The sequence below is a fragment of the Plantibacter sp. H53 genome, from assembly GCF_001650455.1.
In the GTDB taxonomy this organism is placed as follows: Bacteria; Actinomycetota; Actinomycetes; order Actinomycetales; family Microbacteriaceae; genus Plantibacter; species Plantibacter flavus_A.
Window position 1 is genome coordinate 220,541 of sequence record NZ_LWCT01000002.1, and the last position, 13,687, is coordinate 234,227.

A 13,687-nucleotide genomic window follows, 5' to 3' on the forward strand; every position below is an offset into this window, starting at 1 on the left:
GGGTCCCCGGCCCTACTCGTAGTGGAAGCGCGCCTGGGCGATGAGGACGCCGTCGTCCGTGAGGCGGTAGACCAGCCGATGCTCGTCGGTGATCCGTCGTGACCAGAATCCCTGGAAGCCGTGCTTGAGCGCCTCAGGTTTGCCGATGCCCTCGTTGCCGTTCCGGATGATGTCCTTCAGGAGGAGATTGATCCGTTTGACGATGCGCCGATCCTGTTGCTGCCAGTGGCAGTAGTCCTCCCAGGCGGCGTCGGACCAGATGAGCCGCACGCCGACTACTCGACCAGGTCGTGCTCGGTGCCCGCGCCGGCCTCGAGGTCGTCGATGGCCTGGAGGAGCCGACGTGCGTTCGACGGCGTCCGCAGCAGATACGCCGATTCCTTCAAGGACTCGTAGTCGTCGAGCGCGACGATCACGACCGGGTCGCGCCCCGCTCTGGTGATGATCACCTCCTCGCGGTCGTCGAGGACCGAATCGAGGGTGGCCGCGTAGTTCGCGCGGGATTCCGAATAACTGAGGGTACGCATCAACATCCTCCAAGTACAACAAACTGTACGTTGGCTCGCTGGAGTAGTCCACAGCGCCGACCGGGCGCCGGTTCGGGCGGTCTTCCAGGTGATGGCGATAGTCTGCCGTGTCGGACCGACCGACGCCGCCGACGAAAGCGACCACCCTCCATGCCGGAGAGCCCACTCTCAGCCAGCCCGTACGAGGTGCTCGGTGTGAGCACGACGGCGACGCAGGACGAGCTCCGGAGGGCCTACCGACGGCTCATGCGCGAGACCCACCCCGACCTCGGCGGGAGCGCGCGCCAGTTCAACGCCGTCCAGCTCGCCTGGGAGCGCGTCGGAACCGAACAGGACCGGGCTGCCTACGACCGCGGGCGCAACACGCCGTCCTCCGACGCGGGCGACGACGACGCTCCGACCTGGTCGGCGTCGAGCACGGGTCGGTCGGGTACGCAGTGCGCCGACTCGCGACCCCGCGCTCGCGCCTACGGGCACCCCGGCGGAGACTCGCGCGAGGCCTACCTCGGGCTCATCCGGGAGTGGGTCGGCCGTGGTGTCCCGCTCGACGACCCCTACGACCCGAAGCTCGTCCGCTCGGCTCCGCGCGAGATCCGGCACCAGTTGGCCAACGCGCTCGCCGAGGAGCAGACGGCGCGCACCGTGGCGACGCTCGGCATCGGATACACGGTCTGGCACGACGTCCTGGCGCCGGGCGAAGCGAAGCTCGACCATGTCGTCCTCGGCCCGACCGGCCTGTTCGCGGTCAAGTCGGAGGACTGGGGTGGGCCGGTCCGGGTGCACCGCGGCGAGGTCGTCGGGGAGACGCTCGATCCTCGCGAGGAGCCCGTCCGGTCGATCGTGCGCTCGGCCCGGACCGTCGCGAAGGCGGCCCGGGTGAAGTTCACGGCTTCCGTCATCGTCGTGCCGGACGGCGCCACCCCGGAGTCGGTGGAGTTCATCGGTCGCAAGCATCCGGTGACGGTGCTCGTCGAGCGCTCCCGCCTGGCCGACCTCCTCCGCACCGGTCTCCCGGGCGTCGACCGCATGGGTGGCAACCAGCTGTTCGACATCCGCACGCGCCTGCAGCAGACCATCCGCTTCGTCGGACTCTGACGAGCGGCCCGACACGGCGGGGGAGGAATCCCCTCTCGCCCCACTCGGGGACCTTGTGCCGTCCTGCTCCAGGCCCCAGCATCAGGGCATGACTTCTCCCGCAGGCTGGTATCCCGATCCCGAGCAGGCCGGCCAGCAACGATGGTGGACCGGAGTCGGCTGGGGTGGACAACGCGTGCCGGCGGCCGTGCCCGCTCCCCCGGCCACCGTCCCTCCTGCTGCTGGGGCGACCCGGACGCGCCACCTCGGTCCGCTCCACATCGTCCTGCTCAGCCTGGTCGGAGTACTGTTGCTCGTCAGCGCCGTCGGTGGCGCGTTCTGGGCGATGCTCGCACTCGTCGCCCTGGTGGCCATGGTGATCGGTGCGGTCGCGCTCGTCCGTGGTCGCGTCTCCTCCCTCGGGATCCGCAACCGCGGGATGGCGGCCGCGGTGATCGGTGCCGCCCTGTGCCTAGTCGTCGTGGGTGGTGGCGCCAACGCGGCCATCCACCCGGTCGCGCCCCGGCCGGCGGCGCTGTTGTCGGCTCCGGAGGGGACGTCCGCCGCCGAACCGAGTGCCACGCCGACCCCCACCCCGACCGAGGTCGTCACCGAGGTGACCGAGGTGGTGGAGATCCCGTTCGCGGTGACCGAGGTCCAGGACCCGGACATCGACGTCGGTCAGGTCGTCGTGACGACGGCGGGCGTCCCCGGGCAGCAGACGAACACCTACCGCGTCACCACGCGAGCCGGGGTCGAGATCGCTCGAGAGCTCGTCGCGCAGCTCGTGTCGGTCCAACCGATCGCGCAGGTGACGTCCGTCGGGACGCGGCAACCCGCTCCGCCGCCGCCTCCTGCGCCCGTCGCCGAGCCCGCCGGTGGAGGATGCGACCCGAACTACGAGGGGCAGTGCGTTCCGATCGCCAGCGACGTCGACTGCGCCGGCGGGAGCGGCAACGGCCCGGCGTACACGCCCGGCCCCGTGTACGTCGTCGGAAGCGATGTCTACGACCTCGATCGGGACGGTGACGGCATCGCCTGCGACGCCTGAGCAACCCCGTTCGCGTTCGGCGGAAGCCCGGGTCCGAGCGGTGGAGCCGAGCGTATCGTCGCTGGCGAGGCGCCGGACGGTGTCTCGACGCTGACGGATTGGAGCGACGATGAGCGCAGAACTCAACGGCAAGCAGGTGGCCTTCCTGCTCACGGACGGCTACGAGGACAGTGAACTGACGAGTCCCTGGGAGGCGGTCACCGGAGCCGGAGCGACCGCCCGACTGGTGTCGCCCGCCACCCAGGACGTGACCGGGAAGAACGGACACGTCCAGCCCGTCGACGTCGCGGTCGCCGAGGCCTCCTCCGACGACTACCACGCACTGGTGCTGCCCGGCGGTGTCGTCAATGCGGACGACCTCCGCGTGGACGAGACCTCGGTCGCCTTCGCGAAGGCCTTCTTCGAGCAGGGCAAGCCGGTCGGGGTGATCTGCCACGGCGCCTGGATCCTCATCGAGGCGGACGTCGTCCGCGGTCGCGAACTCACGAGCTACCCGAGCCTCAAGACGGATCTGCGCAACGCGGGTGCATCCTGGGTGGACGAGGAGGTCGTGGTCGACCAGGGACTCGTGTCGAGCCGCACGCCCGATGACCTCCCGGCCTTCAACGCGAAGCTCGTCGAGGAGATCGGCGAGGGCGAGCACGAGGGCCAGCACGCCTGACTCCGGTCGCAGCGTGACGCACGAACGCCCGGTCCTGGTAGACCGGGCGTTCGTGCGTGCGGGTCAGAGCCAGCCGCAGATCGCGCGCAGCAGCTCGAGCAGCTTCCGGTAGAAGTCCATGAGACCCCCTCCTCTCATATCAGATGCTGATATCGGACATCAGACATTCTGACAGGACCCGGGACGCTACACAGTCCCCGAAACGGCGGACACCGTGCTGTCGGCGACGACCTCGACACGCACGAACGCCCGGCCCCCTGGTGGGGCCGGGCGTTCGAGTGCTGTGTGGAGGCGCTTACGCCTTCTTGTTGCGGGTCAGTGCGCCGTAGATGAGCAGCACGACGATGGATCCGCCGATGGCGAGGAGCCACGTCTGCAGGGAAAAGAACTCCTGCAGGTTCGCGCCGAACAGGATGCCACCGAGCCAGCCGCCGAGCAGTGCTCCCACGACGCCGAGCAGCAGCGTGATCAACCAGCCGCCGCCCTGACGGCCCGGAAGGATTGCCTTTGCGAGGGCGCCGGCGATGAGGCCGAGCAGCAGGAAGCCGAGAAAACTCATGATGTCTCCAAATGTGATTGCTGGATCGAACGGGGTGCCGGTCGACCGTGTTACCGCCCCCGCCGGTGAGCGGGGGCAGCCACTGTATCGCGAGGACTAGTGCTTGAACGCGTCCTTGACATTCTCGCCGGCCTTCTTGGCGTCGGCCTTCGTCTGGTCGGCCTTGCCCTCTGCGACCTTGCTGTCGTCGCCGGTGACCTTGCCCAGGGCCTCCTTCGCCTTGCCCGCGAGGTCCTCAGCGGCGTTCTGGATCTTGTCCGATGCACTCATGGCGTTCTCCTTCGTCTGCGTTGGAAACCGGTGATGATGTCCGGTCATCGGGTAAGACGCAGCTCAGTGGGCATTCGTCACGAAATCCGTCGAAAAACTTCCGGGGCGCAGTGGGTGTCCGATCGAATGCGAGACTGGACGTTCGTGTTCCGCCAGGCAGCGCCGCCGTCCAGACCCGCCAGGAGGTGAATCGCTTGAGGACAGCACCCCCTCGCTCGGGCTTCGCGCGCTTCCTCCGTGTCGTCCGCAACACGATGTTCTGGATCATCGGCGTGATCCTCGCCATCGCGCTGGTGATCTTCGTCTGGTTGCAGCTGACCCCGTGGCCCGGCTCGATGGTCATCCGCATGGCCTTCGACGAGCGGGCGAAGGTCGTGCAATCGGACCTCGTGAAGTACGTCCCCGACGGTGTCGACGTCCGACTGGACATCCCGTACCGCTCCGGCGACGCGGACGCGCTGCTCGACGTCTACACGCCCGATGGCGTCCGCGGGAGTGGCGCGGCCCTCCCGACGATCGTGTGGGTGCATGGCGGAGCCTGGATCTCCGGCAGCAAGGAACTCATCTCCAACTACATGCGCGTGCTGGCCGGAGAGGGGTACACGGCGGTCGCGGTCGAGTACACGATCGCGCCGGAGGGCCAGTACCCGTTGCCCATCGAGCAGGTCGCCGACTCGCTCGGCTACCTCGACGCCAACGCACGCGCGCTCAACGTGGATTCGTCCAAGCTCATCCTCGCCGGCGACTCCGCCGGTGCCCAGATCGCCGCTCAGGTCGCGAACGTGGTCACGAGCTCCGAGTACGCCAGCTCCATCAAGGTCGAATCGCCGATCGAACCGGAGCAGCTCGCCGGGGTGGTCCTCGCGTGCGGGGCCTACGACCTCAGCCTGGTCAACGCCGAGGGCAGCTTCGGGTGGTTTCTCGACACGGTGCTCTGGTCGTACTTCGGAGCGCGCGACTACAAGACCCGACCGGAGGTGGCGTCCGCGTCCGTCGTCGATTATCTGACGGCGAAGTATCCACCGACGTACATCACGGTCGGCAACTGGGATCCGCTCTACCCGCAGTCGGTCGAGTTCAAGGCGAAGCTCCAAGGCCTCGGTGTCGACGTGCAATCGATGATCTTCAACCCGGACTTCCGACCGGGGCTCGAGCACGAGTACCAGTTCCTGCTCAACGACCAGGGCCGGTTCAACCTCCAGCGCATGGACGCCTTCATCGACGGCGTCACCGACACGAGTCTGCCGTTCGGCCAGCAGGGTCCGCCCGTCCGCTGAACGACCGGCGTCAGGGGAGGCGGATGCGGTCGCCGTCCTCGACGAGACGGCCGTGGAGCACCGCCTGGGCGAGCGTGAGGTCCAGCCAGCGTCGAGCGGTCTCACCGAGGCGACCGTAGCCGAGCACGGACGCCGCCTGCATCGGCAGCTGCTCGCGGTCGACCTCGTGCTCGGGGCTCGCGGTGATCACGAGCTCCATGGCGTTGCAGATCTCCGCGGGACTGATGTCGGTGACCGCGCGGTGATCGCGATGCACGACCCGGCGGACGCCTCGCCACGTGACGACGTCGAGTCCGGTGGGCCAGGCGAAACCGTTCTGGACGACGAACGCCTCCGTCACCAGCGCTGACAGCTCGGTGCGGGACTCCTCGGACGGTCGGTCGACGCCGAAGCGCCGGGCGACGATGGTCACGAGTCGCGGGACGGCGATCGGGCCCTCGGTCGTGAGGATCGCCGATGCGACCCGGGTCACGGCGGCCTTCGTGAGCTCGAGGTTGTCGAGGACGGACGCCGGGCCGATGACGGAGTCGTCGGCGAGCTCGAAATCGGTGATGGCGACGCTCAGGGGGACGACCGGGGCCGACGCGGTGACGGGGAGGGCGACCGGGTCGACCAGGCCGGTCGTGGACCGGTCATGGGCTGGTGCTACCTCGCCGACGTCCGGGCCGGCGACCGGCGTCCGGGGTGCGTGCGCGTCGCGGTCGTCCAGTGGCGCCGAGTCGTCGGGCTGCTGAGCCGGGGGTGTCGGCGTCGCCCGAGATGTGGGATCCGGCGTGCGCCGTGTCGAGTGGTCCGCTGCGGACTCGGCGTCGTTCGTGTCCGGTGTGGCCGCTGTCGAGGGGTCCTCCGAGAGCGCACGTTCAGCGCGTTCGCGCCAGGACTTCGGGAGCCACGCCGACTTCGCGACGAAGCCGTTCCACCCGCGGCTCACGGCGCCACGCTCCGCTCGGGGCGCGGGCTGGCGGAGCGACGATGCCCTGCGGGGTGGGTCGACGAGGTCAGAGGTGGCACCTCCACAGGATAGACCGCGGCGGACGTGCGCTCAGCTCGCCGTCTGCCGACGCGCCTCACGTCGGCGCTCGCGTTCGAGGTCGGCGGCTGCAGCCTCGGCAGGCGTGGGAGCCGTTCCGCCCAAGGCGCGAGGTTGCCACCACGCCCCGGTTCCATCGACGGGATAGTCGCGTTGCAGCTCGTCGACCATGCCCTGCAGACGGTCGCGGAGCTGCTCGGTACTCGTGCCGACGTCATCACCGGGCGCGACGATGATGGGCTCGCCGAACGAGAAGTGCACGGGGACCCCGAACCGCTCGCGGAAGCCGACCCGGTGGTTCTTCGTCATGAGGCGATGACCGCCCCAGACCGCGACGGGGATGATCGGCACGCCGGCCTCCTGCGCGAGGCGGACCGCGCCCGACTTGAGCTCGCGGACGGTGAACGAGGCGCTGACACCGGCCTCGGGGAAGACCCCGACCAGCTCGCCGCTGCGGAGCGCTGCGACGGCGTCGGCATAGGCGGCCGCACCGGCACGCATGTCGACGGCGATGTGCCGCATGCTCCGGAGGAGACGGCCCACGATGGGCTGGTCGAAGGCACCCTGCTTGGCCATGAAGCGGATACGGCGGCGGTTGTGGAGCACGGTCGCCCACTCGACGAGTGCGAACTCGAGGTACCCGAAGTGGGTCATCGCGATCACCGCGCCCCCCTCGTCGGGGAGGTGCTCGATGCCGGTGGCGTGACGGCGCAGACGCCAGAAGCCGAAGAGGGAGCGACCGACACCGACAGCGGTGTCGTACACGGGCTCGATGGGGCGTCTCATGGCGACACCGTACGACAGTGACCTGGGGAAGTACCGGGGTGGACACCTGGGGAAGGAGCGGGCTAGGGGTGTCTCGGGGACCCCTTCGTCGTCGGACCACACGCCCGATACGATCGCAGGATGACGGTGACGCAGACGGGCCGCTCCCGCGGCAGCTACGCCAAGACGGCGGCAAGACGTCGGGAGATCCTCGAGGCGGGGATGGACGTCTTCGCCGAGCAGGGGTTCCGCAGTGGATCGCTCCGTGAGGTCGCGGAGCGCGTGGGCATGAGCCAGGCCGGCCTCCTCCACCACTTCTCGACCAAGAACGACCTGCTCGCCGCGATCCTCGACTTCCGCGACGACCGGGATCGCGAGGAGTCCGGCATTGAGATCGGGAGCGGCATCGAAGGCATCCGCGGGCTCCTCCGCCTCGTCGAGCACAACATGCGCGTCCCCGGTCTCGTCGAGCTCCACTGCGTCCTGTCCGCCGAGGCGACCTCACCGGACCACCCGGCACACGAGCACTTCGTCCGGCGGTACAGCTGGTTGATCGACGGGATGACCGTCTCCTTCGAGGTGATGGCGCGTGAGGGACAGCTGGTGGCTGGCGTCGAGCCCGCGAGCGCGGCACGCATGCTCATCGCGATGATGGACGGTCTCCAGTTGCAGTGGCTGCTCGACCGGGATTCGGTGGACATGGCCGAGGAGACCCGCCGTTCGCTGCGGCCTCTGCTGACGGTCGAGCTGTAGCCCGGCACTCCCCCGCCGTGATCGGGAATTCTCCACATCCGACGGCATCCATCGGTCCACAACTCATATCTGATATTAGAGTTGGGGTGGCTGCGGGACAACGCGGAGGGGGAGTCCTTATTTTGACTAATTCAAAACAACTCGGTACGGTTGCTGCATGAACGGATCGGAGGTGGAGTCGGCGACGATCGACTTCAACACGAAGATCCGGGCAGCCGGGCTGCGGGTGACCACGGGACGCCTCGCCGTCCTCGAGATCCTCGCCCGGACACCGCACGCCGATGTGGAGCAGGTGGTCGCGTCCTTGAAGCCGCGAGCCCCGCAGACCTCCCCACAGGCCGTGTACAGCGTGCTCAACGCCTTCGTCGCAGCCGGTCTCGTGCGCAGGATCGAACCGGACGGCCATCCCGGCCGGTACGAGCTGCGCGTCGACGACAACCACCATCACCTGGTGTGCAGCTCGTGCGGCGCCGTGGTCGACGTCGACTGCACGCAGGGTGCGGCGCCATGCATGCACCCCGACGACACGGCGGGGTACGTCATCGACACGGCCGAGATCACGTTCTGGGGCGTATGCCCCGCGTGCCAGGCGGATGCTGCCTGACGCCGTTCCACAGACCACTCGACGGCACCTCCATGCCGATCGTCAGCTGTCACCGCCAAGGTGGCAGTGCTGAATCCATCCGACCGTCCGACCAGCCCCACCCTCGAGGAGAGACATGTCCGAGACCAGCTACACCACCACCAACAGCGGAGCACCCGTCGCGAGCGACGAGCACTCGCAGAGCGTCGGCGCAGACGGAGCGATCGCGCTCCACGACCACTACCTGGTCGAGAAGCTCGCGCAGTTCAACCGCGAGCGGGTGCCGGAGCGCGTCGTCCACGCCAAGGGCGGCGGTGCGTTCGGGCGGTTCGTCACGACCGGTGACGTCTCCCAGTTCACGCGCGCCGCGCTGTTCCAGCCGGGCGTCGAGACCGAGATGCTCGCACGCTTCTCCACCGTCGCCGGTGAGCAGGGCAGCCCCGACACCTGGCGCGACCCCCGTGGCTTCGCGCTGAAGTTCTACACGAGCGAGGGCAACTACGACCTCGTCGGCAACAACACGCCGGTGTTCTTCATCCGCGACGGCATCAAGTTCCCCGACTTCATCCGCTCGCAGAAGCGTCTCCCGGGCTCGCACCTGCGCGACCACGACATGCAGTGGGACTTCTGGACGCTCTCCCCCGAGAGCGCGCACCAGGTTACCTGGCTCATGGGCGACCGCGGCCTGCCGGGCTCCTGGCGGCACATGGACGGCTTCGGGTCGCACACCTACCAGTGGGTCAACGCCGCAGGCGAGCGCTTCTGGGTGAAGTACCACTTCAAGACCGACCAGGGCATCGAGATCCTCACGCAGGACCAGGCCGACCAGATCGCCGGCGAGGACGCCGACTTCCACATCCGCGACCTCTCCGAGGCGATCACCCGCGGTGAGCACCCGAGCTGGACGCTGTCCGTGCAGGTCATGCCCTACGCCGACGCCGCGGGCTACCGCTTCAACCCGTTCGACCTCACCAAGGTCTGGCCGCACAGCGACTACCCGCTCATCGAGGTCGGCAAGATGACCCTCGACCGCAACCCGGAGAACTACTTCGCACAGATCGAGCAGGCGACCTTCGCGCCGTCGAACTTCGTCCCCGGAATCGCTGCGAGCCCCGACAAGATGCTCCTGGCCCGTATCTTCAGCTACGCGGACGCACACCGCTACCGCGTGGGCACTAACCACGCACAGCTGCCGGTGAACGCCCCGCATGCGCCGGTGCACACGTACTCGAAGGAAGGCGCCATGCGCTACACCTTCAACGACGCGGACGCGCCGGTCTACGCACCCAACTCGGTCGGTGGCGCCCACGCCGACCCTGCGCGCGCCGCTGAGTCCAACGGCTGGCAGTCCGACGGCGAGCTCGTGCGGGCAGCCGCGACGCTGCACGCCGAGGACGACGACTTCGGTCAGGCCGGGACCCTCGTGCGCGAGGTGCTCGACGACGCCGCACGCGACCGTCTTGTCGGCAACATCATCGGCCACGTCTCGAAGGTGACGCGAGCGGATCTCCGCGAGCGGGTCATCGCCTACTGGACCGCCGTCGACGGCACGCTGGGCGCTCGCGTCGCAGCAGGCCTCCCGCCGCTCGTCTAGAGCCCGGCGCCCAATGTGCGGAAACGGTCGCCATCCCTCGCGGGTGGCGACCGTTCCTGTGCGTTCGCGGGGTCAGAACCCCATCGGGCCACCGCCACGGCGCGGCACGCCGCCGGTGCCCTCCGCGAGGCCTCTCGCGCGTTCGCGCTCGACCTCCGCGTCGTTGTCGTGCGAGTGGTGTTCGTCGGCCGAACGCGCGGCGCGGTCTCGCCGTGACACGTACCAGACGGCCGCGACCGCCAGGAGGACGAGCGCGGCGAGGATGACGATGGTGCCGATGTCCATGTGATGCTCCTCTCCTCGTCCATCGACCCTAACGAGGCCTCAGATGCACGCAACCCCCTCGCCCGACGGACGAGGGGGTTGCGAAAGGGGCGTGTGATCAGCCGGCGACCTGTTTGGCGCGGGCGAAGACCTTCTCGATCTCCTCGCGACGACCCGGCTGCTTCAGCGACAACGGCGAGGGGTGCGGAGCGTTGAAGGCGCTGTACGTGTTGCCGAGCAGTGGCTCGACGTGCTTCCACCAACCGTCCTGTGCGTGGGGTCCGCAGAGGACGACGACGCGCAGGTTCTTGAGGAGCGGCAGGAGGGCGCGCAGTTCCATCGCGCCCTGGGCGACCTCGGGTGCGTTCGGCTTCTTCCGCCCGGCGCTCAGGTACCACGGGACGATGTTCCACACCATGACGTCGTCGAAGCCGATGTCGTTCCGCAGATTCCAGAGGCTCTCGGCGATCGGGTCGTCGTTGTCGACCGAGGCGAACCCGGATCCCGGAGCGTCGAGGCTGTCGGGGGCGAGGGTCCCCGGGGCGTCGAGGAGGATCAGTGTCTTCGCGTTGACGGCCGCATCGGCCGGGTCGACGAGCGGGAGGACGAGGTCCGCCTGCCGCCGTCCTCTGCGGGTCATCATCGCGTCCGACCAGTCGCGCAGCGGCGCGAGTGCCGGCGACTCGGCCAGCATGCGGTGTCGTTCGGCCAGTTCGTCGGGGTCCTGCAGCCCGCGAGGGGCATCCATATGCATCTTCCGAGCGTAGCCCGTGACGGCTGCCCCGTCATCGTCTGCGCCGGTTCTGAGCCCGAAGATGCTGCACAGGACGGTGGATCCGCGCCCGTCAAGCCGGGGCGGACCGGGTTGACGCGGGCCTAGGCTGGCCAGGATGACTGACGAGCGAACCGCCCCCGACGACCGGACGAAATGGCGCGCGTTCGCCATCTGCGTGTCGGTCGCCGCCCTCACGATCCTCGACCTCTCGAAGGTCAACGTCGGACTGCCGTCGATCGAGCAGGCGCTCGACGCCGGCCCGACCGCCCTGCAGCTGATCGTCGCCGGGTACGCCCTGGCGTTCGGTCTGATCCTCGTGCCCGCCGGGCGCTACGGCGACCTGCACTCCCGGCGTCGCATGTTCATGATCGGCCTGAGCGTGTTCGGAGCGGCCAGTCTCGCCTGCGCCGTCGCACCGAACGTCGGGATCCTCATCGGCGGTCGGATCCTCCAGGGCATCGCCGCGGGCCTGCTGATGCCGCAGGTCATCGGGCTCATCCAGCAGCTGTTCGTCGGCAAGGAGCGTGGCCGCGCCTTCGGTCTCTTCGGAGCCATCATCGGCCTCTCGACGGCGTTCGGCCCGACGCTCGGCGGCCTGCTCATCGCCATCGGCGGCCCGGAGGACGGCTGGCGCCTGCTCTTCTGGATGAACGTCCCGCTCGCGATCATCCTGTTGCCGATCGCCGCGCGACTGCTGCCCAAGCAGCAGCCGCACGAGGCGGGCGCCGGATCGCTCGACCCGGTGGGCATCGTGTTCCTCGGTCTCGCCGTGCTGTCGCTCATGCTGCCGTTCGTCCTGACGACCGGTTCCCCGGGCGACGACCCGGCGCGCTGGTGGCTGCTGGTCGCGTTCGCCATCTTCGCCGGCCTCTTCGCGTGGTGGGAGGGTCGCTATCAACGCGCCGGGAAGACACCCGTCGTCGACTTCTCCCTGTTCAAGCTCGGCAGCTACCGCAACGGCGTCCTGATCTCCACGACGTACTTCGCGGCGATGCCGGCCACCTTCCTCACGCTCACGCTGTTCGTGCAGCAGGGGCTCGGGCTCGAGCCGGTCTTCGCGGGCATGATCACGATCCCCTTCGCCCTCGCCTCGGCCGTCAGCTCGTGGTTGAGCGGTCGGGTCGTCGACCGACTCGGACGCCCCCTGGTCGTCGGTGGGCTCGTGCTGGTCGTGGTGGGGTTCAGTCTCAATTCACTCCTCGCCTTCATCACGCCCCCGGAGATCACGCCGTACGCGATGGGTGCCGCGATGCTCCTCGCCGGCATCGGCGGTGGCGCGGTCATCTCCCCCAACCAGACACTGATGCTCGCGGACATCCCCGTGGCCTCCGGTGGTGTCGCCGGATCGATCGGCCAGCTCGGCCAGCGCATCGGGACCGCGGTGGGGCTCGCCGCCGCGACGGCGACGTTCTACGCGACGGTGTACTCCGAGAACGACGGCGGCGCCTCCGGTGCGTCGCTCGACGTCTATCACGACGCGTATCGCAACAGCACCCTCGTCACGATCGGCTTCGTGGTCGTGGCGCTCGTCTTCGCGTCGCTCGACGCCCGTTCCCGGAAGGTCGCCGCTGCCGAACCTGACGCCTCCAAGTAAGGGTGACCTGAGTTAGGGTAGCCTCAGTCGCGGCTGTCGGAGCCGCCTGAGGAAGGGGCTCGAGTGGCTCGCACGAATGCCGAGACGGCGCGCATCAAACCCGAGGCGGCGACCCTCCTCACGCTGCGGGTCGTCCGCCGCTCGCGCGTCTCACCGAACATCGCCAGGGTCACCCTCGGTGGCGGTGACATCGCCGACTTCACCTTCCTCGGGTACGACCAGTGGTTCCGGTTCTTCATACCGGTCTCCGAGGGCGGTCTCGAGCGGCTGCCGACCAAGCTCGACATGCTGGCCTACGCCAAGTACCTCGCGATCTCCAAGTCCGTGCGACCGGTGCTCAGGAACTACACGGTGCGGGATTTCCGTCGCGACGGCCCCGACGGGCCGGAGTTGGACATCGACTTCGTCATCCACGGGTCGGCCGCCGAGGGGACCGCGGGGCCCGCGGCGAGCTGGGCCCAGTCGTGCGAGGTGGGCGATGCGGTGGGGCTGCTTGACGAGGGGCGCATGTTCAACCTCCCGGCCGACGTGGATCGAGTGCTGTTGGTCTCCGACGAGACCGGGCTCCCCGCCGTCGCAGGCATCCTGACCTCGCTTCCGGCGTCGACCGTCGGGACGGCGATCGTCGAGATCCCCTCCGCGGAGGACGCGCAGGACGTGCGTGTCCCGGACGGGGTCGAGCTGCGATGGGTGGTCCGAGAGGATCCGCACGACGTCCCCGGACGAGCGGCGCTGGCCGCCGCGACGGCCCTCGGGGTGCCGCCCGCCCCGTGCTACGGGTGGGTCGTCGGAGAGCAGTCCCTGGCGGCGAACGTGCGTCGGCTCTGGGTCCGTGGTGGCATGCCCAAGGACCGTGTCATGTTCTGCGGCTACTGGAAGGTCGGCAAGGCGCACTGATCGGCTGACGGTG

At 68.9% G+C, this 13,687-nt stretch carries 17 protein-coding genes; 9 read left to right on the plus strand and 8 right to left on the minus strand.

What is annotated here, in order from left to right; all coding sequences use genetic code 11:
• Nucleotides 1–12: 12 nt before the first annotated feature.
• Together A4X17_RS02425 and A4X17_RS02430 are read right to left on the minus strand one after the other, a co-directional pair.
• Nucleotides 13–270, minus strand: a complete 258-nt coding sequence (locus A4X17_RS02425) for a Txe/YoeB family addiction module toxin (RefSeq protein WP_064294057.1) — start codon at nucleotides 268–270, stop codon at nucleotides 13–15.
• Between the two features lie 5 nt (nucleotides 271–275).
• The gene (locus tag A4X17_RS02430; RefSeq protein WP_064294058.1) at nucleotides 276–527 is read right to left on the minus strand and encodes a type II toxin-antitoxin system Phd/YefM family antitoxin; all 252 of its coding nucleotides are present in this window, start codon (nucleotides 525–527) and stop codon (nucleotides 276–278) included.
• 150 nt (nucleotides 528–677) lie between these two features.
• On the opposite strand from A4X17_RS02430, the gene A4X17_RS02435 reads away from it, so the two are divergent.
• From A4X17_RS02435 to A4X17_RS02445, 3 genes are all read left to right on the plus strand, one after another.
• On the plus strand, nucleotides 678–1,622 hold the full coding sequence (locus A4X17_RS02435; RefSeq protein WP_064294059.1) for a DnaJ domain-containing protein: 945 nt from the start codon (nucleotides 678–680) through the stop codon (nucleotides 1,620–1,622).
• Between the two features lie 88 nt (nucleotides 1,623–1,710).
• Entirely contained in the window at nucleotides 1,711–2,652 is a 942-nt protein-coding gene (locus A4X17_RS18810) for a G5 domain-containing protein (RefSeq protein WP_082915867.1), read from the plus strand.
• A gap of 109 nt (nucleotides 2,653–2,761) precedes the next feature.
• Entirely contained in the window at nucleotides 2,762–3,313 is a 552-nt protein-coding gene (locus A4X17_RS02445; RefSeq protein ID WP_064294060.1) for a type 1 glutamine amidotransferase domain-containing protein, read from the plus strand.
• A 295-nt stretch (nucleotides 3,314–3,608) separates the two neighbouring features.
• Here A4X17_RS02445 and A4X17_RS02450 read toward each other — a convergent pair whose 3' ends face one another.
• Both A4X17_RS02450 and A4X17_RS02455 read right to left on the minus strand, forming a co-directional pair.
• Nucleotides 3,609–3,872 (minus strand): GlsB/YeaQ/YmgE family stress response membrane protein, encoded by a 264-nt coding sequence (locus tag A4X17_RS02450; protein ID WP_064294061.1) that lies wholly within the window; start codon nucleotides 3,870–3,872, stop codon nucleotides 3,609–3,611.
• Between the two features lie 96 nt (nucleotides 3,873–3,968).
• Nucleotides 3,969–4,142: a CsbD family protein gene (locus tag A4X17_RS02455; RefSeq protein WP_064294062.1), complete on the minus strand. Its 174-nt coding sequence runs from the start codon at nucleotides 4,140–4,142 to the stop codon at nucleotides 3,969–3,971.
• Nucleotides 4,143–4,336: 194 nt separating this feature from the next.
• On the opposite strand from A4X17_RS02455, the gene A4X17_RS02460 reads away from it, so the two are divergent.
• Complete coding sequence (locus A4X17_RS02460; protein WP_197478997.1) at nucleotides 4,337–5,419, plus strand: alpha/beta hydrolase; 1,083 nt, start codon at nucleotides 4,337–4,339, stop codon at nucleotides 5,417–5,419.
• Nucleotides 5,420–5,429: 10 nt separating this feature from the next.
• Here A4X17_RS02460 and A4X17_RS02465 read toward each other — a convergent pair whose 3' ends face one another.
• On the minus strand, nucleotides 5,430–6,350 hold the full coding sequence (locus A4X17_RS02465; protein WP_064294063.1) for a hypothetical protein: 921 nt from the start codon (nucleotides 6,348–6,350) through the stop codon (nucleotides 5,430–5,432).
• Nucleotides 6,351–6,461: 111 nt separating this feature from the next.
• Nucleotides 6,462–7,235, minus strand: a complete 774-nt coding sequence (locus A4X17_RS02470; RefSeq protein ID WP_064294064.1) for a 1-acyl-sn-glycerol-3-phosphate acyltransferase — start codon at nucleotides 7,233–7,235, stop codon at nucleotides 6,462–6,464.
• 120 nt (nucleotides 7,236–7,355) lie between these two features.
• On the opposite strand from A4X17_RS02470, the gene A4X17_RS02475 reads away from it, so the two are divergent.
• From A4X17_RS02475 to A4X17_RS02485, 3 genes are all read left to right on the plus strand, one after another.
• A complete protein-coding gene (locus A4X17_RS02475; protein ID WP_064294065.1) occupies nucleotides 7,356–7,967 on the plus strand; it encodes a TetR/AcrR family transcriptional regulator in 612 nt (203 codons plus the stop codon).
• Nucleotides 7,968–8,124: 157 nt separating this feature from the next.
• Nucleotides 8,125–8,571, plus strand: coding sequence for a Fur family transcriptional regulator (locus tag A4X17_RS02480; protein WP_064294066.1), 447 nt, complete (start codon nucleotides 8,125–8,127; stop codon nucleotides 8,569–8,571).
• A gap of 115 nt (nucleotides 8,572–8,686) precedes the next feature.
• A complete protein-coding gene (locus tag A4X17_RS02485) occupies nucleotides 8,687–10,144 on the plus strand; it encodes a catalase (protein WP_064294067.1) in 1,458 nt (485 codons plus the stop codon).
• 72 nt (nucleotides 10,145–10,216) lie between these two features.
• Here the strand turns inward: A4X17_RS02485 and A4X17_RS02490 are convergent, their stop codons facing one another.
• Nucleotides 10,217–10,429, minus strand: a complete 213-nt coding sequence (locus A4X17_RS02490) for a hypothetical protein (RefSeq protein WP_064294068.1) — start codon at nucleotides 10,427–10,429, stop codon at nucleotides 10,217–10,219.
• A 97-nt stretch (nucleotides 10,430–10,526) separates the two neighbouring features.
• Nucleotides 10,527–11,162 (minus strand): uracil-DNA glycosylase, encoded by a 636-nt coding sequence (locus tag A4X17_RS02495; RefSeq protein WP_158596626.1) that lies wholly within the window; start codon nucleotides 11,160–11,162, stop codon nucleotides 10,527–10,529.
• Nucleotides 11,163–11,298: 136 nt separating this feature from the next.
• Here A4X17_RS02495 and A4X17_RS02500 point away from each other — a divergent pair, with 136 nt between their 5' ends.
• Nucleotides 11,299–12,777, plus strand: a complete 1,479-nt coding sequence (locus A4X17_RS02500) for an MFS transporter (protein ID WP_064294069.1) — start codon at nucleotides 11,299–11,301, stop codon at nucleotides 12,775–12,777.
• Between the two features lie 63 nt (nucleotides 12,778–12,840).
• Entirely contained in the window at nucleotides 12,841–13,674 is an 834-nt protein-coding gene (locus A4X17_RS02505; protein ID WP_064294070.1) for a siderophore-interacting protein, read from the plus strand.
• Nucleotides 13,675–13,687: the final 13 nt, after the last annotated feature.